The organism is Pseudomonas syringae group sp. 243L2 (assembly GCF_032587875.1).
Lineage (GTDB): Bacteria > Pseudomonadota > Gammaproteobacteria > Pseudomonadales > Pseudomonadaceae > Aquipseudomonas > Aquipseudomonas amygdali.
Window position 1 is genome coordinate 105,111 of record NZ_JAWHPL010000040.1, and the last position, 25,655, is coordinate 130,765.

A 25,655-nucleotide genomic window follows, 5' to 3' on the forward strand; every position below is an offset into this window, starting at 1 on the left:
AGTGCCAAGAATTTACTGCTACGACGGTGACTGTGGGCTTACAGCAGATCAACTGCTGTGGACAATTGCAATCGAAACCACAATGGAAGAGTTTGGAATTGACGACATCGCTGCGGCCTTGTCCATCGTTTCGGGGGCAAATGTAATTCCAACGCGCCGTAAGCCCGGTGGAACTATAAAAAATACTTCCGTAGCCTCTATCGTTTCAAGGCGGATATTTAGAAAGCGTAAATTTCCCGGGGGTTACAGAGCTCCGACTGTCGTCGGCTGGAGACCTCCGACTGTGCGGGTGACACCGTACATTGGCGCATTTGTAGGTCGAGCCATTCCAGTGGTCGGCTGGGCGTACACAGCGGCAGAGCTAGGACTCATCGGCTATAAAACCGTCGTCGCATACAATGCCATTGTAAGCGCTGAAGATCAGGTGTTCTGAATGAATAAAGATAGCGTGGACTATGAGCTGCTGAACGACATAGTCAGGTGTATTCAAGAAGTGTTTGAATTCAGCAAGGATGCATTTGAAACTCTCAGCCTGGCCACTGATATTAACCGTGAGCTGGGCATCGAAGGGGATGATGCCAATGAGCTGATGCCCGAGTTCTTTGAGCGTTTTTCTATAAACATAGATAACTATGATCCCTACAGATATTTCGTACCTGAGGGATATGATTTTTTCTCCTTCAGGCGAAGCAAGGACCGGCGCGGCAAGATTCCTATAACGTTGGGCATGCTTTATTTGGCGGCTAGAGAAAAAGTCTGGAACACACAAGAATTAGAACGCTTAGAGTTTAGTCCTGCTCCGCTTTATAATTGCACGTCTGAGATTCCTTTGGAAGGTTATAGGATCAGAAAAAAATAGAGCTTCTTACCCGCTAAATCTCGAGCATTTTGAGTTGCAAAAATCAATGTAATGGGTGCGATCTTCGGCTGCTCAATAAGATTCGCGCAATGGTATGAAGTGAATGCAGTCTAACCAGACCATTTTGTGTGATTAAACGGGCCCCCAGGGTGATCAGGGAAACAGAGCCGAGTGTCACGAAGCCATCTGATGAATTCAAAAGGTAGCCCGCGATGACAGCTTGGGCCTGGGACTTGTATGCCCCCACCAAGGTTTCACAGCCCAGGCCCATTGCCTCACAAGCAGTTAAAACCCAACCCCCTCACTCCAACAACCCAGCAGCCCCAACCATCCTCAACCCCCACTCCACCCGCTCCGGAATACCGTGAATCAACACCCCCCGATCCTCCCCCAACAGCGCTCTAAGCTGATGGGGAGCAAACACCAGATCGATGAATTGGCGAGCCAGTGCATCAGGATCCTTGGGCTGGTCCGGGCCTGCCAAAATCGCCGAACGTACTCTGATGAAACCGCCTTCCCACCCGATTCGATTCACTTCAGCCGCCAGCAGCGGGGTGCGGTTAGAGGTGGCGATCACCAGGCGCATCATGGCCAGGGTATCGGCTTGCAATGCATGTTCGAGGATGCCTTGGCCCACGTGCCGCAGGCGGCCTTCGAGTGGGAGCGCGGGAGTTGTTTCGGCGGGCACCAGCAAGGTGGCTACGTGGCGTCGCACCACGGCTTCGAACAGCGCTTCCTTGTTGGCGTAACGGGCATAGAGGGTGGCTTTGCTTGCACCTGCGGCGCGGGCGATGTCTTCGCATGAGGTGCCTTCGAAACCGCAGGCCAGAAAGCGCTGCAGGGCGGCATCCAGCAATCGACGCTCGGCCTCGCCCGCTTGGTCTTGCCTGGGCCTGCCGCCTTTGGATTTGGTCTTGATCGCTGTCATGGCCGGCAACTTACAGCCCGCTTGTTTGTTCGTCAACTAAACGGTAACGTTCAGTTAAATGGAAGCAGGTGAACGCCTTTTCTACCTATTCATAACGACCAAGGAAGCGCTTGTGAATGACGTGACTGCTTTACCCATTGTGGTTGCTGGCGCTACGGGAGATCTGGGCCACCGCGTCGTGCGGGCCTTGGCAGAGCGCAGTGCCCATGTGATAGCGCTGGTTAGACCGGGCACTGAACCGGCCAGGCTGAACGGCCTGCGCAACAGCACCACGACGATCACGCCTGTTTCACTGGATGACGCTCAGGGCCTGCGCCGTGCCATTGCCGGTTCGGATTGTGTGGTGTCTACGCTCAACGGCCTGGAAGAGGTGATCATCGGGCAGCAAGGCAGGCTGTTGGAGGCTGCGGTGGCGGCTGGCGTACCCAGGTTCATTCCCTCGGATTATTCGCTCGACTACACCAGTACCCGGCCTGGCGATAATCGTAACCTCGATCTTCGCCGAAGCTTCGTCACCCAGCTCGATGCGGCCGACATTAACGTGACCTCGATCCTCAACGGTGGCTTTCTAGAACTGCTCGAAGGCGACGCACCTATCGTGCTGCCCGGACGGCGGGTGCTGCATTTCGGTGATGCACAACAGTCGCTGGATTTCACGGCCAAGGACGACGTAGCCGCCTTCACCGCCGATGCCGCGCTGGATTCTCACATGCCGCGCTTTCTGCGCATTGCCGGTAACAGTCTGTCGCCTGCGCAGATCGCCAGCCTTCTCACCGAGCTGACCGGGCAGCGTTACCGCACCCTGTGCCCCGGCAATATTGGCACGCTGTCCACCCTCATCGGCGTGGTGCGTGCGCTCACGCCTGCCAGTGACAAGCCGTTCCCGGCCTGGCAGGGCATGCAATACCTGCGCGACATGATGAGCGGGCGCGGCAAGCTGCTCAATCTGGATAACGACCGCTATGGCCAACGTGAATGGGCATCCGTGCGTGACACGCTGGCCCGTACGCATGTGCAAGGGAGCAACCAATGACCTACCTTATCGAGCCTTTTCCTCTTCAAGTCCCCCAGTCGCAACTCGACGATCTGGCTCAGCGCTTGGCGCAAACCCGCTGGCCTGACCCCGAAACCGTGTCCGACAACAGTCAGGGACCACGGCTCGAGCGTCTGCGTGCGTTGGTCGAGCGCTGGCGTAATGGCTATGACTGGCGGTCCACCGAAGCCCAACTCAATCAGTGGAACAGCAGCCGAGTCGAGATCGACGGCCTTGGTATTCACTTTCTGCACATCCGCTCGCCTCATCCTGACGCCTTGCCCTTGCTGATGACCCACGGTTGGCCGGGCTCGATTCTTGAGTTCAGGAAGATGATCGGGCCACTCACCGACCCTGTTGCACACGGTGGGCAGGCCAGCGATGCGTTCCATTTGGTGATCCCGGCGCTACCGGGCTTTGGTTTCAGTGATAAGCCGCGCTCTACAGGCTGGGGCGTGGGCAAAACGGCGGCGGCTTGGGCACAGTTGATGGACCGTTTGGGCTATGGCCAGCGCTGGGCCGCTCAGGGTGGGGATTGGGGGGCGGCCGTGACCACCGCCCTTGGGCACATGCGCCCGCCTGGCCTGATCGGCATTCACCTGAACATGGTCATGTACCAACCCACCGAGGCGGAAATCGCCCAAGCCACGCCTGAAGAACAGCGCATGCTGGCCGACGCGCAGCGCTACGACCGAGAGCTTTCCGGTTACATGAAAGTGCACAGCACCCGACCGCAGTCAGTAGGCTTCGCCCTGGCGGATTCGCCCGTTGGCCTGGCGGCGTGGGTGTATGCACTGTTTCAGGATGCCTCCGACAGTGGCGGCGAGCCTGAGCGGATAATCGAGCTCGATGCGCTGATCGACGACATCATGCTGTACTGGCTGCCCAATGCCGGCCCCAGCTCGGTGCGTTTCTATTGGGAAGGTATGCGCGAAATGCAACAGCAAGACCCTGCCCCCGCGATGCCGATCCCTGCCGGCGTAAGCATGTTCCCGGGCGAGCTGCTGCGCCTGTCACGGCGCTGGGCGCAGGCGCGTTTCGACGACCTGCGGTTCTTCGCGGAAGCCGAGCACGGCGGCCACTTCGCGGCCATGGAAAACCCGAAAACGCTCACCGAGCATGTGCGTGAAACCTTCCGCTTGCTACGTTAATACTTTTGCAGGCGTGCTGAATATCTTGGAGGTGGAGCGCCCCGCTACAACCGGAAACAGCCACTCTCGGAGTTGGCGGATGCTCGGTCGTGAGCGCGCTGTGAGGCAATTTCAAAAAATTACCTCAAGCACGAACCCTGCGAGTAAAGTACCGCCGCCCGAGACGTGGATCCGGGTTTTCCCATGGAGTTTCACCTTGAAGTCATTTAGCAAAGTCGTCGCCGCAGCAGTATGTGGTCTGGTTCTGGCGGGGTGCACCGGCACCCCTATGAAAACCCCGCAATACGACAGCAGCCAATACACCGTCGTAGGTCACAGTGAAGCAAGCGCCACCGGCCTGATGCTGTTCGGTCTGATCCCGATTCGTCAGAACGACCGTTTTGTTCGTGCGCAGAACAGCGCCATTCAGGCCAAGGGTGGCGATGCGCTGATCAATACCCAAGTGCAGGAGAAGTGGTTCTGGGCCTGGGTTCTGAACGGCTACACCACCACCGTTTCTGGTGACGTGATCAAGCTGAAAACGGCTAAATAAGCACCGCTCGGTTTCAGAAAGCCCGGTTCGCCGGGCTTTTCTGTTTCTGGCTATTGGCGGATGCGCTGTTGAGCGAGCAGTAAGAGCAGACACGCATCGTTACCAACCGCCAAAAGGTTTAGCATTCAGCCCTCCTTCGGATGTGAAGTTTTTCTGCATGACGGCCTTCTACCTCAAGTTGCTCATCACCCCCGCGCTCATGCTGGCCATTTCATTGGCCGCGAGGCGCTGGGGCACTGGTGTGGCGGGGCTTCTTTCTGGTCTGCCGATGACCTCGGCGCTGGTCATGCTGTTTCTCAGTCTTGAGCAAGGCACTGCATTCGCCTCGATGGCGGTGCCCGGCGCATTGGCCGGGCTGGCGGCGATTCAGGCGACTTATCTGTTTTATTTCCTGGTCACTCGACGCGTTTCAGCGGTGGCTGGATGCACCTTGGCCTTGGCTGTGTATGGCGCAACGGCCTTTGCGATGAACCTGTCGGGCTCACTGGCGCTGTCGATCATCTTCACGCTGCTGATGGTTGCGTTGATCGTTGTTGCCACCTCGAAACAGGCACCACCGGATGTAGCGTCATACGTTGCAATGCCGCGCTGGGTCATTCCAATGCGAATGCTGACGGCCACCCTTCTGCTGCTGGCGATCACCGCAAGCGCTACCTGGCTCGGGCCGGTGGTCAGTGGGCTGCTGGCGCCGATCCCGGTGATCGCCTGGCCGCTTGCAGTGTTCGTCCACGTGCAAGGCGGGCGTTATGAACTGGCGGCGATAATCCGCGGCAATGCTATTGGCGCCGTTGGGGTGGTGAGTTTCTACCTGACCCTCAGGTACTCCATAGTGCAATGGGGCGCGCTTGTGTCTATCGCGGCTGCCGTTTTGCTGGCTGTCGTGGTGACGGCTGGGTTGGAGCGGTTGTTGGCGAAGCGGTAGGGCTTATAGTTCTCTCACAGACGTTAAAAAACACTTCAGCCATGCTCCTCAAGGTGCCCTATGAATTTGCTACCCGAACTGAACAGCGAGGCGAACGTGCTGATATGCGGAGCCAGCCGAGGTATCGGCTTGGCACTGTGCGCAGCGTTGCTTGCTCGCGATGATGTGGCTCAGGTATGGGCGGTCGCGCGACAAGCCAGCACTTCCACAGAGCTTGCAACGCTTGCAGAGCAATATGGCCAACGCATCAAACGCGTCGACTGCGACGCGCGCAATGAACAATCCCTTGAAGCACTCGTGAGCGAGGCGCTTGATGGATGTGAGCATCTGCACCTCGTCATCAGTACGCTAGGCATTCTTCATCAGGACGGCGCAAAAGCAGAAAAGGGCCTGGCACAACTGACACTTGCGAGCCTGGAGGCGAGTTTCACGACCAACACCTTTGCACCGATCCTGCTGCTCAAACACCTGCTCCCGTTATTGCGCAAACAACCTTCAACCTTCGTGGCGCTCTCCGCGAGGGTTGGTTCTATTGGCGATAACCGATTGGGTGGCTGGTACAGCTACAGAGCCAGCAAAGCGGCGCTCAACCAGTTGCTGCACACGGCCAGTATCGAATTGAAACGCCTCAACCCGGCCTCTACTGTCCTGGCAATACACCCAGGCACGACTGACACGGAGCTGTCTCAGCCATTCCAGGCGAACGTACCTGAAGGCCAGCTGTTCGAACCAGCGTTCTCGGCGGATCGCATTATTGAGGTGGTAGGCGCACATGGACCGGCCGACAGCGGGACCTTCTGGGCTTGGGATGATAAGCCTATTGTTTGGTGACTTATCTCACTCACCAGATCCAGGGCAATGCATGAGCCAAGTGGAAATTCGACACATCACCCATCTCCCCGCGCAAATTCTCGCGTTAGAGAAAGAGGCGATTGGAGAGGGTTTCAGGTTTATCACCCGCCTGATTGCCGAGTGGCACTCCGGGGCAAATCGCTTCGATGCCCCCGGCGAATGTTTTATGGCAGCGTATTTGAACCAGCAACTAATAGGCATCGGAGGCCTTTCAGTTGATCCATACGTCAAAACGAACACGGCAAGGCTACGACGCGTTTACGTCAGCGCTTCGTCAAGAGGGCGCCACGTAGGGCGGACACTGGTAAAGGCGCTTGTTGCGCATGCAGCTCTGCGCTTTCAAAGCGTGCGCCTCGCCACCGATACTTCCGCAGGCGAAGCGTTTTATCTGAAGTGTGGCTTTATGCGAATAGATCATGACGATGCCACTCACTCCATGTGCTTGAGCTCCATAGAGAGACCTACCGAAGTATGAATTTGGCCCGCGAAGAAATTCGAGATTTTCTTATCAATGGCGTCGTTGTGGGCGATCTTCTTTTACCCACGCACTATGCCAAACTGGATCGTCTTGATGATTTTCAGGCGGGCTTCCGGACCCACGGGAATACCGGCGAAAGCCTGGTATCCGATACTGAAGGCGAATGGAATCCCGATTGGCATGTCCTTGCAATGACCGGGCTGGATGACCCGGTTTTTATTGCAGCGACCGAAGCTCCAAGCGGCTATCCCGTCTACATAGCCGCCCACGGAGCAGGTCGATGGGACGCAATACAGATAGCGCCGAGCCTTATGGTTTTTCGCCGTTTGCTGGAAGCATTGGTAGAAGTGAATGATGACGTCGTCGAATTCAATCGCTTGATCATGGCCGAGATCGGCTCTGCGAATCAGTACTGGCGTGAAGTAATCGAGGCGCGTCAGGAAGCAGAGCTCCTGGAGCAATCGACACCCGAAATCAGTGCCTGTGATCCGGCTGATTTTGAAAGTGGCGACTTGATTGTTATTGCCTTGGGTCTTCATAAGCTCAAGGTCGTTCAGTTAGTCAGCAAAGAGCGCGAATTGTCACTGAAGGAAGCTCTGGCACTTGCCGACGCGTCTGAATTCAAGGCCGGAAGCGGCTCAAAACGTCAACTGCGCCAATTGTGCGACCAATTGAAGGAGTTAGGTGCAACAGTCGAATTTCGGCCCAATTGACAGCTGGGCGCATACCCGGCCTGTCATTCGTGGCAGATCGTTATCGACCAGAAGCAACCCTCCGCGAACAGAAGCCTTTGACGACAACGCGTCACTCGCGCACGCTGTTTTTCCCCTATTTATTTACTAGGCTTCTGTATGTCATCCGCGACCGTAGTACTGATCGACGCTTGGCCACAGCCAAGCACGTCGCCCGACCCCGTCGTGTTCGCCACGGACACTCAGCTATGTTTACGGTATTGCACCGATGGGGAAGAGATAGCTGTAATCCATTTTCCTCTGGTAAAAAAATTTCAGTTTGGCTCACCAAACGATGAAGTGTTGGGCGGCCATCCGCTTATTGGGCTTGGCCTCAAGCATTACCAAATTCATCGGATAGATAATTCGCCTTGGCTAGCAGAGCTTGAGCAGAGAAACGCCATCCATCCACGACACGATAAACGGCTGTTCATAAAAGATGCTGTCCATTATGTCTTCACGTTTCAGAACTCTACCTTGGAATGCATCGTCATTGAGGGGCCGTTCTGGCATCCAAAAGTACACGTCTTTACCTCGGAGCAGGAGGCAAAGGATGGCTGGCGCGAATTAATAAATGAGCTGGACGCATGAACCGAATGTGTCGAAAGCAGCTGCAGCAAACGGTAGGTTTCGACAGATGCATTTTCTCAATCACGGCGCCCTGAAGGGCTTTCAGCGGTTATTGCCTGCACTTCAGCGATAAGCCCTGACACTTGGCTCAGTCAGCAACAATCCATCCTTGCTCAGCCCCTCACCCAAACTAAAACTAACGGCTGCCGCGCAACGACGTACATCAACCCCGCCGCTTATAACCCCTTCGTCGGATAAGGCCCATTGCTATCAACGAGACGGCATTACTGGCGTCATACCCCATTCCCAGTGGACCAACTGCAAGTAAGGAGCACGGCATGACCCAGGTATTCAACATCAAGGACGCCACCAACCCTACGGCGCTTGGGAATTTGCAGGTCAAAAGCGGCATTAGCCAAGCCAGCAATAACCCGGTCGAACTCATCGTGCAGGGTACTCCTGGCAACGACTACATACGTGGTGGGCTGGCCAATGAACTGCTGATGGGTGGTGGCGGCAACGACCAGCTAGTCAGCGGGGGTGGCAACGATGTGATGGTCTCCAGTGCCGGATACGACGGTATGGACGGCGGCGCCGGTAATGATGTATTCCGCTTCGACCGCATCGGCGACAGCTATATCAATGGCGGAGGCGAGCACACCGATTCCATCAGCCATTTTGACCCCGCCCACGATACCCTCGACGTGTCGGCCCTGGGCTATAGCCATTTAGGCGATGGCTATGGCGATACCTTGCACATCCGTAGCGAGCCTCTGCGCGGCATTTACTTTTTGGAAAGCTACGAGCGAGACGGTAATGGCAAACATTTTGCCGTGCAGTTCCTGGCCAGTAGCGGCCTTATTACCGATGCCAACTTCCAGCCGCTGATCAACGGCACTTCGCACAACGATCTGCTCGAAGGCACAGACGCCAGCGAATCCCTGAAAGCCGGCGCTGGCCGCGACAACGTCGAAGCGGGTGCGGGCAATGATCGGCTGTTCGGTGGCACCGGCGGCGACACTCTGAGCGGCGGCGCGGGTGCCGACAGCTTCGTGTATACCCGGCTCAGCGACAGCTACCGCAACGATGCCAGTGGCAGCTACAGCAGCCGCGACCTGATCACCGACTTCAGTGGCAACGGCCATGACATGATCGACGTGTCCGCTTTGGGCTTCACCGGGCTGGGTAACGGCTACAACGGTACGCTGAAGGTGGTCCTCAACCTGGCCGGCGATGCCACCGCGCTTAAATCATTAGAGGCCGATGCCAACGGTAACCGCTTTGAAATTCTGCTCAGTGGCAACCATGTCAATGAGCTCAACGCCAGCACTGTGCTGTTCGCCCCGCCCAGTGATGCGACGGTTGTGACCACTCCGCAGCCGATCACGTCGGTGAGTCTGGTAGGCGGTGACAAGTCCGACACCCTTTATGGTTACTGGGGCAACGATACCCTCGTCGGTGGTGCCGGAAACGACACCCTCGAGGGTAACGCCGGCGACGATGTGCTGACCGGTGGGGTGGGCGCGGACAAACTCACCGGCGGCACAGGCAACGACCGTTTCGTGTTCACCAGCAGCGCCGACAGCCATGCGGGCAGCAGCGACCTGATCACTGATTTCATCTGGGGCCAGGACAAGCTCGACGTCGCTGCGCTCGGCGTGACCGGTTTTGGCAACGGCCGCGACGGCACCTTGAGCATGACCTACGATGAAAACACCGACCGTACCTACCTGCGCAGTAGCGAGCCAGGCGCCGATGGGCATGCGTTTCAGGTCACGCTAGCAGGGTTCGACTACACGCGAGAGCTCACCAACGCCGACCTGGTGGTTGCCGATACGGCAGACGTGGCGCTCGTGGGTCAAACCGCCGTCGACCTCGCGAGCTGATATCACCTGAACAGCTAGCGTGTGGGCTCCCCTTCCCACCTTTAGTTGCCTGGACGCCTACAAGGCAGGAACAGTGAGCGTTATTGATGCCCACTGCTCCTGCATTTTCAACGCGACCAGGCCTGGTTCGCTGTCAAAGCGCTCGCCTTCCGCGCTTGCTTTTCGCTGGCGCGCAGTCAATAGATGGAGTCGCTGTTTTATTGCGTCAGGAAATAGACCAATCAAAACTGTCCACTGGCTTGCAGAACAGATGGGCAAAAACCGCTGTTAATTCTGTGCGCGAAAAACCGCATTTTTGAAAATAACCGGAAGCCCGGGCAATCCGGCTTATGGCATTGCTCCAACGTATTGAAAGCCAGCCGACCTGCGGAAAATAGGCTGAACTTGTAACGGGCGCTATCTCTCTCAATAACTACGCACACCTGTTTATAAGGAAAATATCATGTCCAAACTCGCAGAATACCGTCAGCTGGAAAAACACCTCGCCGAGCAACTTCAGGCGCTGGAGACCATGAAAGGCAACGATGGCCTGAAGAAGGAGATCGAGTTCGAAACCAAGCTGCGCAAGCTGCTTGAGCACTATGGCTTCAGCCTCAAGCATATTGTCAATCTGCTGGACCCACAGAACTCGTCGCGTCGCCAGGTCGCGGATAAACCTGCGGGCACGCGCAAGCCGCGTGAACTCAAGGTGTACAAGAATCCGAAGACCGGTGAAGTGATCGAAACCAAAGGTGGGAATCACAGAGCCTTGAAGGAGTGGAAAGCAGAACACGGTGCTGATGTCGTCGAGAGTTGGCTGAAGAAATAAGCCTTGCGCCATGCAACGGTTGATTGACCGGGGTTGATCTGGAGTATCGGCTAATCACCGTTCGCGCGGTCGAACTGACGATGTCGGGAACGACCCGCTTCGCCAGTACGTCAGACCTCTATCGACTCACTGAAAAGGTACAGCGCAATGGAAAAGACAATCACCGTGGACCAACTGGCTAAAACTGACCTCAGATCAGTTAAAGAGATATGGCTTGGTGATACCCATACTCAGCTGTGTCTGTGGCGTGGCGAACAAGTCGTCACACACGACATGCTCAGCGAGGGTACCCACGATCAGAACAATAGTCGCCTGCACTTGCAACTGGTCAACCCTGACGACCGGGCTGCAGTGGCCAGCGTCGAGGTGCTCGTTCGTGAGCGGCTGGAAAGGATGGGAAGCAAGGGTGAGTTTTATCCAGCTGAGAATGCGGACACTCACCAGTAATCACGCTGATTACACGCGATTCTGTAGGGGCCTTGGGCTGCGTTGCCAGACTGTAGATGTGTGACGCAGAGCGTCACGAACGGCATGCCAACGCGGAGCATTGGCACGATAGTCAGCTCAACGTCTCATTCAGGCCCCGGCTGCCGAGCCGGCCATAAAGCGAGCCCGCACCTTCGCCAATATCTCGCCAACCGGCATAAAAAACACCGAAATCAGCTTCAGCACTCCAGGCACATCTCTGCGAATGGTCATAACAGGCTCACTCGCATCATGGACGGCAAGCAAATACCGATACACCCGACGGCTACTCATCGGCAGCAGCCCGATCTGCTCAAGTATCGAAGGGCCCACCTCGCGGACCATGCTGGTGACCATGATCCAGAGCAATATGATTTCGCCACACAGGAAGGTGACAATCACAACCGTGGCGCCTATCGTTCGCCAGTCTTGCAAGGCTTCGAAGATAGCGTCGATGCTGCTGCCCAAGGTCACCATCGTTGTAAATATCGCGGCGATAGTGAAGAGTGCTGCAATGAATCTGCCAGGGTCAGGTAGCCGGAAGAACGCAGCAATACGTGGCCCCATTGTGTCGTGACGGGCCAGTTGCTTGAGCTCCTGACGCTCCTCCCACAGATGTCTAAGCGCCCTCGCTTTATCGACAAGCTCGCCGGGTCCGCAGTTATAGCGTGTGCATAGCCAGTCCTGTTTCAGCTTTAACCTTTCGGAGGGCGTAGTAATTGAAGCGGCGCCCATCCGCTCTGCTCTGATCCGCGCGTACACCTCTCCCAGATGTACTGTGCATATCAGGGAAGTCAGCAGGACTGGCAGCAACGCGGGAACGTAGTCAGTCAGGGTAGGCGCAGGTAAAAATATCAGCGCACCTGAAAATGCCAATATCAACGCAGCCATCCAGATCAGACAGATACGGGCATCCCGCCGACGCCAAGCCTCTTTGAAAGGTGCCCGCTCAAACCGCTGAAAGTGTTCTTCTACATCTTTACGCAGCTGGTTGATGCTCATCGTTTGCTTCCCTTGCATGGCAAACGCACGAGTTTAAGCCGCCTGTTGGGTAACGTAATTAAACGAATTGTAAAAAGCAGCGTGCCTGTGGGCGTTCTGTCGATGATTGTTTATAACCCGGTTATCCATGATGAGGCGGCGCGGATAGGCGCTGGTGAAAGATTACTTAAAGCGTTAACGCGGCTGGAGAGTCTTCAACGCGGCTGAAAAGCCATCAGGATTTTCTGCTACCAAGCTGCCCCCCGCGCGAAAGATCGAACCGCCACTCCCACGCACACTCGAAAGTGTGTGACCTCAAAAACCGGCCCTTTCCCTCCATCTGGCAATTCCGTGTTCGAAGCCCCGGTACAGCCCTCGCTTCATTGATGAACGCCACATTCCGATACCGCCGATCAGGTGTCGACCACAGCGCTCCGGACCTCGCCAGATGGTCAACCCGAATTCAAAAAGAGTAACCCTATGAGACCGCAAACCTCCTTCATCTTCGACCTGGACGGCACGCTGACCGACAGCGTTTATCAAAACGTTGCTGCCTGGAAAGAAGCGCTGGATGCAGAAAATATCCCGCTTGCGATGTGGCGTATTCATCGCAAGATCGGCATGAGCGGCGGGCTGATGTTGAAGTCGTTGTCGCGTGAAACCGGCTTGGATATCAGTGAAGAACAAGCCGAACGACTTAGCGAAAAACACGCTCAGGCGTATGAGCGGCTACAGGGGCAGATCATTGCGCTGCCGGGCGCTGTCGAGCTGCTTGAGACGCTCAATAAGGAAAACCTCAAGTGGTGCATCGCCACGAGCGGCGGGATTGATACGGCGACGATCAACCTGAAAGCGCTGAAACTGGACATCAAAAAGATCAACATCGTTACGCGCGATGACGTGAGCTATGGCAAGCCTGACCCCGACCTGTTTCTGGCGGCTGCAAAGAAGATAAACGCTCCAATTGACGAGTGTCTGGTGATAGGGGATGCGATCTGGGACATGCTGGCGGCACGTCGCTGCAAGGCAACCGGCGTCGGCCTGCTGTCGGGTGGCTATGACATAGGCGAGCTTGAGCGCGCAGGTGCCTTGAGGGTCTATGAAGACCCGCTGGATCTGCTGAATCATCTGGACGAGATCGCTTCTCGCCCTTGAATGATCGGCTGGCGTGGCAAATGAGGTAATTATTTACCTACATGCCCGCGAAAATCGGGTTCATCATTCCCATATCACTCGCTGCCGTCATTGACCGTAGCGTTGCGAGCCCATAGTGTACGTGCACGCGCTGTATTCTGCGGTGCTCGTCATAGCCAAGGAAAAGGCAATGCACAGTAGCCCGCGCTTGCACTGGCCCGACACACTCCTCTCTGATATTCCAAATTTGCCATGAGCCAAGCCGCGTTCGTTAACCCAAGCATCCTCACGTGGTCCCGCGAGCGGGCAGGCCTGTCTGCCGCCCAGGTCGCCAGAAAGCTGCCTGTGAAACCTGAGCGTATCAAGGAGTGGGAAGCAGGAAAGGCGAGACCAACCTTTTTGCAAGCCCAGAAGTGGGCGAGCGTTGCGCATGTTCCCTTTGGGTTTTTGTTCTTGCCTCAGCCTCCTGTCGAACAGCTGCCGCTACCAGACTTGCGCACAGTTGGTAACTCGGCACCCTTGCGGCCAAGTTTGGAGCTTGTGGACACAGTAAAAGACGCAATTCGCAAACAGGACTGGTATCTGGAATACCTTCACGTACAAGAGCACCAGCCTCTTCCGTTCGTCGGTCGCTTCGACAGCCGGACGCCGGTGAAGACGGTTGTGAGTGATATTCGGCAAACTCTCGGTGTCGATCCGGAAAAGTCCCGCCTTGATTACGATAAATACAGCCGCGCGCTGATTGATGCTGCCGAAGTGGCTGGTGTGCTTGTCATGCGCAGTGGCATCGCGCTGGGCAACACCCATCGCAAACTGGAGGTCAGTGAATTTCGAGGCTTCGCCATCAGTAATTCGCTGGCTCCTGTGGTGTTTATCAACAGCTCGGATGCTCCGACAGCTCGGTTATTTACGTTGATGCACGAACTCGCTCATCTCTGGATTGGCAGCAGCGGCGTTTCTGACGCGGGTACTGCGAATGGTCGAGAGGAAGAGCGATTCTGCAACGCGGTGGCGGGTGAGTTTCTTGTACCCGAAAAGCTTTTTCGAGCTGTATGGAACGCTGGTATTGAATGGGAAAGTAATCTGGCCCCTCTCGCTACGAGGTTTCATGTCAGCAAGCTTGTTATTGGCCGACGCGCGATGGACCTGGGCTACGTTACGCAAGAGCAGTACGGCCTCTATTACCAGAAGGTCCTAAAGGCATTCCGGGAAGAGAAAGGCGGTGCCGGGGATTACTACCGCAATGCAACGGCCAAAAACAGTACGCGGCTGAGTAAGGCTGTACTGACCGAAACCCTGAGTGGGCGGATGCTGTTGCGTGAGGCAGGTAGTCTTCTCGGTGTACAGCCAGCCAAGTTAAGAACGCTGGCGGAGACACTGGCCCGGTGATGTTTCTGATGGACTCCAACACCCTGATTGAAGCCAAGAATCGCTATTACGGTATGACGATTTGTCCGGCTTATTGGCAATGGTTGCTGCTTCAAAACCAGACATTTTTCTTGGCCAGTATCGGTCCTGTTAAAGACGAACTTACCAAAGGCCATGATGAGCTGGCTGACTGGGCAAAAAATAATTCGACTTTTTTCCAAAGCATTTCGGATGAAAAGACTCAGGCCGAATTCGTGAAAGTCGCTACGTTGGTAGCACAAGCGCAAGGCATGAAGACTGGAGCAATGGAGGAGTTTCTTAAGGGGGCCGATCCATGGCTGATCGCCAAGGCCCTGACATCCGGAGCAACCGTAGTTACGCATGAGGTGCGTAATCTGGACGCAAAGCGAAAGTTCATCATCCCCAACCTGTGTGAGCAGCTCAACGTCCCTTACATGAACACGTTTGAGCTGTTACACCACCTCAACGCCAGGTTTGTACTTCCTTAACCCGGCGAAACACCACCACCTTCATCTGCCACGATATCCGGGTCATCCGAATAGACTTCCGGCTCATCGTCTTCGTAGGCCTCGTCATTTTCCGTACGCTTCTTCACTTCATCGCCTTTGGCAGAGCCGACGCCGGGCTTGTTTGAGTTCATGGCGAGTACCGGGTCGGCTTCGCGGTCGTATTGGCCGAGTTCCGGGCTGGCGGGGTCTTCTTTGGGCACGCTGTTTGTGAGTATGTGATCGGTTGTCATGTCAGCCACCTTTTTCGTTTGCCAAAGAAAGTGGACGTGGCATCGGGCTGAGGGTTCGATTCAATCGATGAGCGTGGCTGCGCTCAGCCGCCAAACGATGCGTATTGCAAGGGCAGGCCGGTGGTGAACTTGATCTGTTCCATGGCGAAGCTGGAGCTTACGTCGCTGATCCCGGGGATGCTGATCAGTTGTTTGTACACCGCGTCGTACCCTGCGATGTCAGCCACGACGATGCGCAGCATGTAGTCGGTGTCGCCTGCCATGCGGTAGCACTCGACCACTTCAGGCAGTTCGCCGACGGCAGCGTGGAACTGTTCGAGCCAGGCGGCGTTGTGCTGGTTGGTGCGGATGGCTGCAAAGACGCTGACCGACACGTTCAGACGTTGCGGGTTGAGCAGGGCAACCCGGCGGTCGATGATGCCGGCCTCTTCCAGCTTCTGGATGCGTCGCCAGCACGCGGTGCTGCCCAGGCCGATGCGCTCGGCGATGTCCGCCACCGAGCGAGTGCAGTCGGTTTGCAGGATGTCGAGAATTGCCCGGTCGAATTTGTCCATTAGCGGTTTCCTGCGTTAGTCGCTCTACACTGATCGTTCCTCACGCGTGAGGAACGATCGATGTCTGGGCGATGACTATCGTGCCAATGCTCCGCGTTGGCATGCCTTTCGTGACGCTCTGCGTCACACAACGGTGAGGGGTGTCTGGATGCGATTCTGCGTCTGAAACAGCATCCTAGGATTTTTAATCGTTTAAATCCAATTGAAAGCGAATAATTTTTCGCATTGAGCGCTAACACCCGGGTAAATATCAATAAATTTTCGCGTGCGCATCAGTAATCTTTCAAGCAATCGGCCTTGTACCGCCAGCCCTTGATTCTGACTCGATTACAAAGTGAATTGCCCATGACCACCTCTGCGCTCTATCTGGATTACGCCGCTACCACGCCTGTCGATGAACAGGTCATCGAAGCCATGGTTGCCTGTATGGGCCGCGAAGGTCATTTCGGTAACCCGGCATCCAGCGGGCATGGTTACGGGCAGGTTGCGCGGCAGGCCGTCGAGCAGGCTCGGCGTCAGGTGGCCGATGCGGTGGGTGCGCCTGTGGATACCATCGTCTGGACCTCCGGCGCTACCGAGTCCAACAACCTGGCGATCAAGGGCATCGCTCACGACAGCAGCGCGCAGCGTCGGCACATCGTTACCAGTGTTCTGGAGCACAAAGCAGTGCTCGATACCGTCAGCACGCTGGAGCGTCAGGGCTTTCCCGTCACCTGGCTGAAACCGGACGCCCAGGGCCTGATCCAGCCGCAGGCGGTTCAGGCTGCCCTGCGCGAAGACACGCTGCTGGTATCACTGATGCTGGTGAACAACGAGCTGGGCACGCTGACCGATATCGCCAGCATTGGCGCCTTGGTGCGCGAGCACGGCGCGCTGTTTCATGTGGACGCTGCGCAGGGCGTCGGCAAGGTGAAGGTCGATCTGGCGAGTCTGGCCGTCGACCTGATGTCGTTCTCGGCGCACAAGGCCTACGGCCCCAAGGGTATTGGCGCGCTGTACGTGGGCCCACGCGCGCATTCGTTGCTGAAAGCGCAGATCCACGGCGGCGGACATGAAGGCGGCTTTCGTTCGGGCACCTTGGCCACCCATCAGATCGTTGGCATGGGTACAGCCTTTGCGTTGGCGATCAGCCAGGCCGACACTGAAAACCGCCGTATCGAAGAGCTGAGTCGCCACCTGCGCGAAGGCTTATTGAGCCTGCCGGATGTGCAGCTCAACGGCTGTCCGCAACAACGCATCCCGCACACCCTGAACCTGTGCATCACCCGCAGTGGCTTCACCAGCTCGCAGCTATCCCACAGCCTGGCGTTGTCTTCTACATCCGCGTGCAACTCGGCCAGCAATGCACCCTCGCATGTGTTGCTCGCTTTGGGTATGGATTCAGCCAAGGCCCTGGCCAGCGTGCGTGTCAGCCTTGGCCGCTACACCACGCAGGCAGACGTCGAGCGTGCCATTGAGGTATTCAGCAAGGCGCTCAGCGCACCTGCTGCGTTCTGGTAATTTGCAACGCCTCTCAAGCCGGCCTTTCAGCGGGCGGCTTGCTTCCATTTCTTCCCTTCCCGCCAAAGCTGCTGCCTTGTAGCTCGCCATTTGCAGCGTGCCGCTAAATAAAATGTACCCCTCCAGATACAAAAAGACACAAATTGGCACAGTTCTTTCAAGTGGAACGGTCGTGCCATAAACCATTGGTGCACGCTGCATTCAAGGGGTGCCTACACGCACCAAAGTGCAGTTAACGGACGCCAGAGCGTCCACAAACAGTGCAGGAGGGCAGACCACAAGTCTTTCTCCTCGCCAGGAAAGGAATCTAGCCGTGCTCTATCAGTCTTGTGTCAGACCACCGTTACGCTGGCTGCTTACCCCTGAGGCATTGCCTGCCTTGGACGGTGCCTGCCCGGTCGCCTTCGCGTTATCCAGATCTACATGTTGTTTTTCGACGGCTCTGCACGTCTGGACGTAAGTCATTTTGCGTGTGCCCTTGAATGTTCTGACGATTAATCAGGGCCTTGCAGAACTGTGCGCGCAATAAGGATAAACCCCCTGTTTTTTAATTGACGGGCAACCCACATATAAAGATTGTCCGACACTTTATTTGAGGTGGTTTCATTTGGCCATCATTCGTGCGATGGCTTTTTTCCCTTTAACGGTTACTGATCATATAAACACGGACCCACATGGAGCAGTCCTTTATGAAGTCTTGAGTAACTAGCGCACCAACTTGATCCTCGTTACACAGTATTGGTGCATTCAGGAAAGTGACTAGCAGGTCACGAGTTTCGAACGCGTCTGGCACAGCAGAGGGTACGAATTTGTCTGCTGTTTTGTTTAAGGAGTCCTTCATTTGAATACCTTCGAAGTCCATGAAATCGGGATTCGATAAATAGTTACATGAATGCGACACCCGCTCTGAATCAACGGTCCCTGCGTGGGCTTTCTGGCACAGCGGTTGCAATGTAAGCATTCAGGAACATCGCTGTACGTCCCCGTACATGACGATAAGAAGCAAGGATCAGCAATGCCAGCGCCCTGATGTACACCGCTTTTCCCTGTTTAAGCCTGCCGCGCGCAGGCACCGCGGTGCGCTGCATATAAACAGTGTGCAGGCCGCCCTCAGTCGAATATTCACAAAAATATTCGAACGGATTTTTATTGCCCTTTAACTACCCGAGGGAGCGTTAATGAATGATGCGGTAATAATGAAAGCGGTTCCCTCTCCCTCGCCCGATGACACTTCGACGGCGTGGCAGGGCATTCCTTTCAGCGCCAATACGTCACGACCGGGTGGCCTTAACAAGCCACAAGTAATGGTGTTGATTGCTGCGTCAGTACTTATCCATGGCGTGATCTGGTGGTACATGCAAACTGCCCAGCCAGACCTGCCGGAAGTTGCACCACAAGTTCCGGAAATGACTATTGAGCTGACCAGCCCGACACCTCCCGCCCCGGAACCGCCGCCGCCCGAGCCGCCACCTCCGCCACCTCCGCCGCCACCACCCGAGCCGGAACAACCGGTCGAGGACCCGGACGCGGTAGAGCCGCCGCCAAAACCGGTGGAGAAGCCAAAGGTCGAGAAGCCCAAGCCGGTCAAGAAAGTCGAGCCGGTGAAAAAGCCGACGCCACCTGCGCCAACGCCTGCTGCCGCGCCCAGCCCGCCAACGCCTGCTGCCGCGCCCAGCCCGCCTGCGCCGCCCGCACCTGCGCCCGCACCTCCGGCACCTGCTGCGCCACCTGCGCCAGCCAAGGAAAGCGCTGCCGTATCCGGGCTCGCCAGCCTGGGCAACCCGCCGCCGGAATACCCGGGGCTGGCCTTGCGCCGCAGTTGGGAAGGTCGCGTGATTCTGCGCATCAAGGTGCTGCCAAACGGCCGCGCTGGCGCTGTCGAGGTGACCAAATCCAGCGGCAAACCGGTATTGGACGAAGCCGCCGTTGAGGCCGTGCGCAACTGGAAGTTCATTCCGGCCAAACGGGGTGACACGCCGATAGAAGGCTTCGCGACGCAGACCATCGACTTCAAGTTGCCGGAATGATCCGGCACCTGACAACCGACACTTCAATTATTAAAGCTGGTGAGGTTTAAACCATGAACGCATCGCTCTCTTCCATGATTGTCCCGGCCGTGCTCTGGGCATTGATTCTGTTTTCCGTATTGAGTTGGGCACTGTTGCTGATCAAGTCGGCGCAGTACGTGCGTCAGAAATCGCAGAACAAACAGTTCACCAAGGCGTTCTGGAGCGCGCCGGACCTGCTGACCGCCGCCGAGCACTCTGCACAATATCCTGGAGCGCTGGCACGTATTGCCAACAGCGGTTTTGAGGCAATGGCGGTCGATGAGTCGCCGCGCACTACGCAACAACTGGCGCACACCATCAACCGCTCGGACCGCCTGGAGCGCAACCTGCGCCAGCAGATACAAAAAGAGCGCCGCGCACTGGAAAGTGGTCAGGCAATTCTCGCCAGTATCGGTAGCACCGCGCCCTTCATCGGCCTGTTCGGTACGGTCTGGGGGATCATGGAAGCACTGCAAAGCATCGGCGTGACCGGCTCGGCCAGCCTGGAAGCGGTCGCCGGCCCTATCGGCCATGCGCTGGTCGCCACCGGCGTGGGTATCGCCGTTGCGGTGCCTGCGGTGCTGATTTACAACTTCTTCCTGCGCCGCCTCAAGCTCGCCGTGGCCGACATGGATGACTTCGCCCACGACTTCGACGCCCTCGCCCAGCGCAGCGCCTTCGCGGTCACCCGTCAGCCCATCGCCAGCAAGAATGGCCATGCCGTTCGGGAGGCCAGCTAATGTCTTTCTCCACTCAGGACAGCGATGAAGTACTCAGCGAAATGAACGTCACGCCGCTGGTCGACGTGATGCTTGTGCTGCTGGTGGTGTTCATCGTCACCACGCCGCTGATGACCAACGCGATCAAGGTCAACCTGCCCAAGACTGATGCGGTCGCCCCTGCCGAGAAGAAAAACCCGGTGGTGGTCAGCGTTGATCAGGACGGCAAGTTCTACCTCGCCAAATCGGAAATCGCCCCGGAACTGCTGGAAAAAAGCCTGCAGGACGAAAAGGCCAAGGACCCGGAAATCCGCGTCCAGTTGCAGGCTGATACCGCCGTGAATTATGGCCAGGTGGCCAAGGCCATGGCGTCCATCGAGCGTTCGGGCATTACGAAGATATCCGTCATGACGGCGAAATGACCCTCAGGTGATTTGACGGCTTCGCCGCGCGAAGCCGTCTGACCCGACCCCCGTAAATGCGGTTGTCCGTGGGCTGAAAAGCCTCTGGAGGGGAGCGGCTTGCTGGAAAAAGAAGAAGTGGAACTCCCGCTCGGCACAACCGCGTCGGGAACAGAGGGCTCACAAGGCCATTTCAATAACGTCTGGACCAAGTCGGAACTAACCATGCTGATGAATCTTCCCGGTTGCACCCTCAAACCACTGGCCCTCGCGGTCCGGCGTCATCCACGTGCCCTGCTTTGTGCATTGGCCATGGGCATGAGCGGTGCTCAGGCGGCAGACGCCGTCGACGCGGACACAAGCGGCTCGGCCGTGTCCACCAGCGCAGCGGTTGTGCCTGCCACGACCCAGCTGCAACGTGTAGAAGTGACCGGTTCGGCGATCCGCCGGGTCGATGCCGAAACCGCAGTGCCAATTACCATCCTGCGCGCTGACGACTTGAAGAAACAGGGCGTGACCACCACCCAGGAAATGGTCCAGCGCATCACCGGCAGCCAGTCGATCAACAACAGCGCAGGCTCGGTCGGTGCAGGAACAGGAGGTGCCTCGTTTGCCGATATGCGCGGTATCGGCGCCAACAAGACGCTGGTGCTGCTCAACGGCCGCCGTCTGGCCAATAACGCACTGTCGGGTGTGGGCACGCCCAACGGCAGCGCCATCGACCTGAACATGATCCCGTTTGCCGCCATCGACCGTGTGGAAGTATTGCGTGACGGCGCCTCGGCGCTATACGGCACTGACGCCATTGGCGGTGTGATCAACTTCATCACCAAAAAATCCCTGACCGACGGCAGCCTGACCCTGGGTGGAGAAACCCCGACCGCCAGCGGCGGCGGTGCCACCAAGGACATGAGCGCCAGTTGGGGCTTTGGCGATCTGGAGCAAGACCGCTTCAACGTCATGGGTGTCTTCAACTACAACAAGCAGCAAAACCTGGACGCCAACGACCGCTCGTTTGCCAGAGATTACGTGCCAGGACGCGGGCTCAATCAGACCTCCGGTACGGCCTATCCCGGCAATTACTTCCAGGGTGACAACTCTGCCAACCCGCTGGGCAGAAACTGCGGCGGCCCTAACCTGATCGCCAGCAACGGCATCTGCCGGTTCAGCACCCGTGAATACATCGACCTGATCCCGCAAACCGAAAAGACCTCGTTTTTTGGCAAGGCCACCGGCAAGCTGGCAGACGATCATAACGTCAGCCTCGAATACTTCTGGGCGCGTAACAACAACCATACCGATATCGGGCCAGCGCCTCTCACCGGCCTGTCTCTGGACTCATCGTCGCCTTTTTATCCCGGCAACGGCATCACTCCGGCACCGACCGACTTTACTCTCGACCCGACCCAACCGATCAGCACAGCCTGGCGAGAAACGGCGGCCGGGCCACGCGGGTCCAGCGACCAGAACACCAGCCAGCGTTTTCTGCTGAACTTCGACGGCCTGGTGGGCGGCTGGGACTACAACGTAGGTGCTTCTTACAACCAGAACAAAGTCCTGTCATCGCTCACCAACGGGTATGTCAGTGACGCTGCAATGCTCAACGGCCTGGCCAATGGCACCCTTAACCCGTTCGGCCCGCAAACCACTGCCGGTCAGGCGCTGATCGATGCCAGCGAATATCACGGCCAGTACTCCAGCGCTGTGGGCCGGGTGGCCGGGCTCGATGCGCGCATCAGCCGGGAAATCGGTGACTGGTTCGGTGCAGGCCCTGCGGGTCTGGCGTTGGGCGGCGAATACCGCAAAGAGAAAATGCATCAGCAGTACGAAGCCTACGTCAACGACATCAGCAGCCTGGGCGCAGATGCCGCCGGTAGCGTCGAAGGTGACAGGAGCGTCAAGGCGCAATACGCCGAACTGAATGTCCCCGTGCTGGACAGCCTTGAACTGACCGCCGCCGTTCGTCATGACAAATACAGCGACTTCGGCAGCACCACCAATCCGAAATACTCGTTCCGCTACCAGCCGTTCAAGCAACTGGTGGTCCGCGGTGCCTACAGCGAAGGTTTCCGCGCGCCGTCGCTTTACGAGCTGTATGCCCCGCGCAGTACGACTTTCACTCAGGGCTATTACAACGACCCGGTTCTGTGTGCCGGTGGCGTCGTTCAGCCGGGTGGTAACGCTGGTCGTGATTGCCAGCAGCAATTCCTCAATAATGGTGGAGGCAACACCGATCTGGCCCCGGAAAAAGCCCGCAACATGACGCTGGGCTTCGTCTATCAGCCGGTCAACAACCTGTCGATGGGCCTGGATTTCTGGTGGATTCACATTTCCAACCAGATCCAGGCGTTCCCCGAGTCGACTGTGTTTGATGATCCGAACACCTACGCCGACCGCTACGTGCGCGCTGCTGATGGTTCGATTGCCAACATCGTCACCGGCAACGCCAACCTGGGTATCGTCAAGACCAGCGGCGTCGACGTAACGCTCGACTATCGCTTTCCGAACACACCTTATGGTCAGTTCGGTCTGGGCATGACCGGCACCTATGTGACCCGTTATGACTTCCAGAACATCATCGACGGCCCGTACACCGACAAGGTCGGCGACTTCCAGGGCGACGGCGTGATCTCGCGCTGGAAACACGTTCTGACCGGCACCTGGGCACTGGGCGATACCCGCGCTTCCATCACCAACCGCTTCACCAGCGGCTACAACGACTACGACCGCACCACCAATGCGCGCGTCGCGTCGTATGCGTTGTGGGACATGTCGGTGGGTCATACCTTCGACAAGGTGCTGGATATCGACGCGGGTGTGCGCAACATGTTCGACCGCAACCCGCCGTTCTCCAACCAGGCCTACAACTTCCAGTCCGGCTACGACCCTCGTTACGCCGACCCGCTGGGCCGCACCCTGTTCGCACGCGCGACTTACCACTTCTGAGTGTGACGACGTGGCCCATACACGCTCCTTGGGCCACGTCAGATTGCGAGCTCGCCCCCTCCGGCCCAGGTTTCATCCACCTTCCCCGGCCGGGGGCTTTTTCGCGACTCATCGTCATTCAGTGCGTACGAGGAAAGCCCCATCATGTTGCGTCATATCCGTTTTCTGCGGCGCCTGATTCTGGGTGTTGCGCTGTGCAGTTGCTGGCAGGTCGCTCAGGCCGCCCCGACTCACGCCTTGACCGTCTATGGCGAGGCACCGAAATACCCGGCTGGCTTCCAGCACTTTGACTACGTCAACCCGAACGCCCCCAAAGGCGGTTCACTGACCCGTTCGGCGGAAGAAATCGGCCAGTTCAACTACCTCAACCCTTATGTCGATCAGGGCATCAATGTGGTGCAGGTCGATACCTGGGTTTACTCACCATTGGCCTATCGCTCGCTGGATGAGCCGTACACCGTTTATGGATTGATCGCGGAAAAGATGGAGATGGACCCGAACGGTCTGTGGATTCGTTTTTTCCTCAACCCCAAGGCGCGTTTCGAGGACGGCAAGCCCGTCACCGCCGAAGACGTGCGCTACACCTTCGAGCTGATGACCACTAAGGCCAGCTTCAGCTATCGCCCTATGTTCGCCGACGTCAAACAGGTGACCATCGAAGGGCCGCTGCAGATTCGCTTCGACTTCAAGAACAACCTCAACCGCATGCTGGCGCTGGACATCGCCAGCCTGCACATCCTCCCCGAGCACTGGTGGAAGACCCGCGACTTCGCCAACGGCGGCGGTTTCGAGCCACCGCTGGGCAACGGGCCCTACCGGGTCGCCAAGGTCGATGCCGGGCGCAGCGTGGTCTTTGAAAGGGTCAAGGACTGGTGGGGCAAGGACCTGCCGGTCAGCCGTGGCCTGTATAACTTCGACACGCTCACCGTGAACTACTACGGCGACACCGAAATCGCTCGCCAGCTGCTGCAGGCCGGGATGTTCGACTACAACCGCGAGTTCTCATCTTCCGGCTTTGTGGTCGGCTACAGCGGCCCGGCGATTGACGATGGGCGTCTGCAAAAGCGCATTCTCGCCCGGCAACGTCCGGTCGCCGCACAAGGTTTTGTGTTCAATCTGGACAACCCGATCTTCAAGGACCGCCGCGTGCGTGAGGCGCTGTCATTGCTGTGGGATTTCGACTGGATCAACCGCCGGGTCATGCGCAATTTCTACGTGCGCGAACAAAGCTACTTTCCGAAAAGCGACATGGCCGCCACCGAGCTGCCGACCCCGGCCGAGCTGAAAATTCTCGAGCCCTTGCGCGGCCAAGTGCCGGAAGAGGTGTTCAGCAAGGTCTATCAGCCACCGAAAACCGACGGCAGCGGTTACATCCGTGACAAACAGTTGCAGGCCCTCAAGCTGCTGGCCGAAGCCGGTTGGCATCCGAAGGACAACAAGCTGGTCAACGCGGCGGGCGAGCCGATGGTGTTCAGCTTCATCGATGGTCAAGGCGGTTTCGATCGCCTGATTCTGCCCTTCAAGCGCACGCTGGCGCAGATCGGCATCACCCTGGATTTCCTGCGCATCGATTCGGCGCAGTACATCAACCGGCTCAATGCGCGGGACTACGACATGATCGTGGTCAGCCTGCCGAAAAACGGTAATCCGATCATTTCCCCTGGCCGTGAGCTGTACAACCTGTACGGCTCGCAAAGCGCCACCGAAGTGGGCAGCTCCAACGCCATGGTGCTGCGCAATCCCGCGGTGGACACGCTGATCGACGGGCTGGTGAGCGCCAATACGCGCGACGATATGGTGCTCTACGCGCGGGCGCTGGACCGGGTCCTGCAATGGGGCTACTACATGATTCCCAACTACTACTCCAAGGGCACGCCACTGGTGTTCGCCAACCGTTTCGGCATGCCTGATGTGGCACCGACCTATGACGTTGGTCTGGAAACCTGGTGGCAGATCAGCCCGACCCCGCTGACCAACGCTCAGGCCGCTGCATTGACCGGCAAGCCCGCCGCTGCCAAGGAGTATTGAA

At 57.3% G+C, this 25,655-nt stretch carries 26 protein-coding genes; 22 read left to right on the plus strand and 4 right to left on the minus strand.

All coding sequences use genetic code 11. The annotated features are described in order from the left end of the window. Nucleotide 1 precedes the first annotated feature (1 nt). Complete coding sequence (locus RYB66_RS26750) at nt 2–433, plus strand: STM2901 family protein (RefSeq protein WP_057403409.1); 432 nt, start codon at nt 2–4, stop codon at nt 431–433. Beyond that, nucleotides 434–859 (plus strand): DUF1493 family protein, encoded by a 426-nt coding sequence (locus RYB66_RS23520; protein WP_316895603.1) that lies wholly within the window; start codon nt 434–436, stop codon nt 857–859. A gap of 301 nt (nt 860–1,160) precedes the next feature. Here RYB66_RS23520 and RYB66_RS23525 read toward each other — a convergent pair whose 3' ends face one another. After that, nucleotides 1,161–1,787 (minus strand): TetR/AcrR family transcriptional regulator, encoded by a 627-nt coding sequence (locus tag RYB66_RS23525; protein WP_316895605.1) that lies wholly within the window; start codon nt 1,785–1,787, stop codon nt 1,161–1,163. A gap of 112 nt (nt 1,788–1,899) precedes the next feature. Between RYB66_RS23525 and RYB66_RS23530 the strand changes: the two genes are divergently transcribed. From RYB66_RS23530 to RYB66_RS23580, 11 genes are all read left to right on the plus strand, one after another. Beyond that, a complete protein-coding gene (locus RYB66_RS23530; protein ID WP_316895607.1) occupies nt 1,900–2,820 on the plus strand; it encodes an NmrA family NAD(P)-binding protein in 921 nt (306 codons plus the stop codon). Continuing rightward, nucleotides 2,817–3,971: an epoxide hydrolase family protein gene (locus RYB66_RS23535; RefSeq protein WP_316895609.1), complete on the plus strand. Its 1,155-nt coding sequence runs from the start codon at nt 2,817–2,819 to the stop codon at nt 3,969–3,971. Before RYB66_RS23530 ends, RYB66_RS23535 begins: the two co-directional genes overlap by 4 nt. A gap of 196 nt (nt 3,972–4,167) precedes the next feature. Further along, complete coding sequence (locus RYB66_RS23540) at nt 4,168–4,503, plus strand: hypothetical protein (protein ID WP_005745763.1); 336 nt, start codon at nt 4,168–4,170, stop codon at nt 4,501–4,503. Nucleotides 4,504–4,660: 157 nt separating this feature from the next. Then, complete coding sequence (locus tag RYB66_RS23545; RefSeq protein ID WP_316895611.1) at nt 4,661–5,425, plus strand: hypothetical protein; 765 nt, start codon at nt 4,661–4,663, stop codon at nt 5,423–5,425. Nucleotides 5,426–5,485: 60 nt separating this feature from the next. Further along, complete coding sequence (locus RYB66_RS23550) at nt 5,486–6,256, plus strand: SDR family NAD(P)-dependent oxidoreductase (RefSeq protein ID WP_057403963.1); 771 nt, start codon at nt 5,486–5,488, stop codon at nt 6,254–6,256. A gap of 31 nt (nt 6,257–6,287) precedes the next feature. Next, nucleotides 6,288–6,752, plus strand: coding sequence for a GNAT family N-acetyltransferase (locus RYB66_RS23555; RefSeq protein WP_316895614.1), 465 nt, complete (start codon nt 6,288–6,290; stop codon nt 6,750–6,752). Further along, nucleotides 6,749–7,468 carry a hypothetical protein gene (locus RYB66_RS23560; protein ID WP_004663124.1) on the plus strand — a complete coding sequence of 240 codons (720 nt, stop codon included), beginning with the start codon at nt 6,749–6,751 and terminating at the stop codon, nt 7,466–7,468. The genes RYB66_RS23555 and RYB66_RS23560 overlap by 4 nt, the downstream gene beginning before the upstream one ends. 138 nt (nt 7,469–7,606) lie before the next feature. Continuing rightward, nucleotides 7,607–8,077, plus strand: coding sequence for a hypothetical protein (locus tag RYB66_RS23565; protein ID WP_316895616.1), 471 nt, complete (start codon nt 7,607–7,609; stop codon nt 8,075–8,077). A 317-nt stretch (nt 8,078–8,394) separates the two neighbouring features. Next, nucleotides 8,395–9,942 (plus strand): M10 family metallopeptidase C-terminal domain-containing protein, encoded by a 1,548-nt coding sequence (locus RYB66_RS23570; protein WP_316895618.1) that lies wholly within the window; start codon nt 8,395–8,397, stop codon nt 9,940–9,942. Nucleotides 9,943–10,384: 442 nt separating this feature from the next. After that, the gene (locus tag RYB66_RS23575) at nt 10,385–10,750 is read left to right on the plus strand and encodes a histone-like nucleoid-structuring protein, MvaT/MvaU family (RefSeq protein ID WP_316884895.1); all 366 of its coding nucleotides are present in this window, start codon (nt 10,385–10,387) and stop codon (nt 10,748–10,750) included. A 147-nt stretch (nt 10,751–10,897) separates the two neighbouring features. After that, the gene (locus tag RYB66_RS23580) at nt 10,898–11,197 is read left to right on the plus strand and encodes a hypothetical protein (RefSeq protein ID WP_004659550.1); all 300 of its coding nucleotides are present in this window, start codon (nt 10,898–10,900) and stop codon (nt 11,195–11,197) included. Nucleotides 11,198–11,326: 129 nt separating this feature from the next. Here the strand turns inward: RYB66_RS23580 and RYB66_RS23585 are convergent, their stop codons facing one another. Next, nucleotides 11,327–12,217, minus strand: coding sequence for a hypothetical protein (locus RYB66_RS23585; RefSeq protein ID WP_316895620.1), 891 nt, complete (start codon nt 12,215–12,217; stop codon nt 11,327–11,329). 459 nt (nt 12,218–12,676) lie between these two features. Between RYB66_RS23585 and RYB66_RS23590 the strand changes: the two genes are divergently transcribed. The 3 genes from RYB66_RS23590 (at nt 12,677) to RYB66_RS23600 (ending at nt 15,207) form a co-directional block, all read left to right on the plus strand. Continuing rightward, nucleotides 12,677–13,351 (plus strand): HAD family hydrolase, encoded by a 675-nt coding sequence (locus RYB66_RS23590; RefSeq protein ID WP_005782397.1) that lies wholly within the window; start codon nt 12,677–12,679, stop codon nt 13,349–13,351. A gap of 231 nt (nt 13,352–13,582) precedes the next feature. Next, the gene (locus RYB66_RS23595) at nt 13,583–14,719 is read left to right on the plus strand and encodes an XRE family transcriptional regulator (RefSeq protein WP_057403965.1); all 1,137 of its coding nucleotides are present in this window, start codon (nt 13,583–13,585) and stop codon (nt 14,717–14,719) included. After that, on the plus strand, nt 14,719–15,207 hold the full coding sequence (locus tag RYB66_RS23600) for a DUF4411 family protein (RefSeq protein ID WP_005745753.1): 489 nt from the start codon (nt 14,719–14,721) through the stop codon (nt 15,205–15,207). The genes RYB66_RS23595 and RYB66_RS23600 overlap by 1 nt, the downstream gene beginning before the upstream one ends. Here RYB66_RS23600 and RYB66_RS23605 read toward each other — a convergent pair. Together RYB66_RS23605 and RYB66_RS23610 are read right to left on the minus strand one after the other, a co-directional pair. After that, the gene (locus RYB66_RS23605) at nt 15,204–15,458 is read right to left on the minus strand and encodes a hypothetical protein (protein WP_004659555.1); all 255 of its coding nucleotides are present in this window, start codon (nt 15,456–15,458) and stop codon (nt 15,204–15,206) included. The two genes, RYB66_RS23600 and RYB66_RS23605, sit on opposite strands and share 4 nt — an antisense overlap. Nucleotides 15,459–15,541: 83 nt before the next feature. Beyond that, on the minus strand, nt 15,542–16,012 hold the full coding sequence (locus RYB66_RS23610; protein WP_002555835.1) for an Lrp/AsnC family transcriptional regulator: 471 nt from the start codon (nt 16,010–16,012) through the stop codon (nt 15,542–15,544). 345 nt (nt 16,013–16,357) lie between these two features. Between RYB66_RS23610 and RYB66_RS23615 the strand changes: the two genes are divergently transcribed. The 6 genes from RYB66_RS23615 to RYB66_RS23640 all read left to right on the plus strand — a co-directional run bounded on the left by RYB66_RS23615 (nt 16,358) and on the right by RYB66_RS23640 (nt 25,654). Continuing rightward, nucleotides 16,358–17,512 (plus strand): cysteine desulfurase family protein, encoded by a 1,155-nt coding sequence (locus RYB66_RS23615; protein WP_005782396.1) that lies wholly within the window; start codon nt 16,358–16,360, stop codon nt 17,510–17,512. 1,178 nt (nt 17,513–18,690) lie between these two features. Next, the gene (locus tag RYB66_RS23620) at nt 18,691–19,539 is read left to right on the plus strand and encodes an energy transducer TonB (protein ID WP_410478420.1); all 849 of its coding nucleotides are present in this window, start codon (nt 18,691–18,693) and stop codon (nt 19,537–19,539) included. Between the two features lie 74 nt (nt 19,540–19,613). Continuing rightward, nucleotides 19,614–20,300 (plus strand): MotA/TolQ/ExbB proton channel family protein, encoded by a 687-nt coding sequence (locus tag RYB66_RS23625; RefSeq protein ID WP_003435083.1) that lies wholly within the window; start codon nt 19,614–19,616, stop codon nt 20,298–20,300. Then, a complete protein-coding gene (locus tag RYB66_RS23630) occupies nt 20,300–20,701 on the plus strand; it encodes an ExbD/TolR family protein (RefSeq protein ID WP_002555939.1) in 402 nt (133 codons plus the stop codon). Before RYB66_RS23625 ends, RYB66_RS23630 begins: the two co-directional genes overlap by 1 nt. A 99-nt stretch (nt 20,702–20,800) precedes the next feature. Beyond that, nucleotides 20,801–23,626, plus strand: coding sequence for a TonB-dependent receptor (locus RYB66_RS23635; protein WP_316895625.1), 2,826 nt, complete (start codon nt 20,801–20,803; stop codon nt 23,624–23,626). A 144-nt stretch (nt 23,627–23,770) separates the two neighbouring features. Continuing rightward, the gene (locus tag RYB66_RS23640) at nt 23,771–25,654 is read left to right on the plus strand and encodes an extracellular solute-binding protein (RefSeq protein ID WP_316895627.1); all 1,884 of its coding nucleotides are present in this window, start codon (nt 23,771–23,773) and stop codon (nt 25,652–25,654) included. Nucleotide 25,655 lies beyond the last annotated feature (1 nt).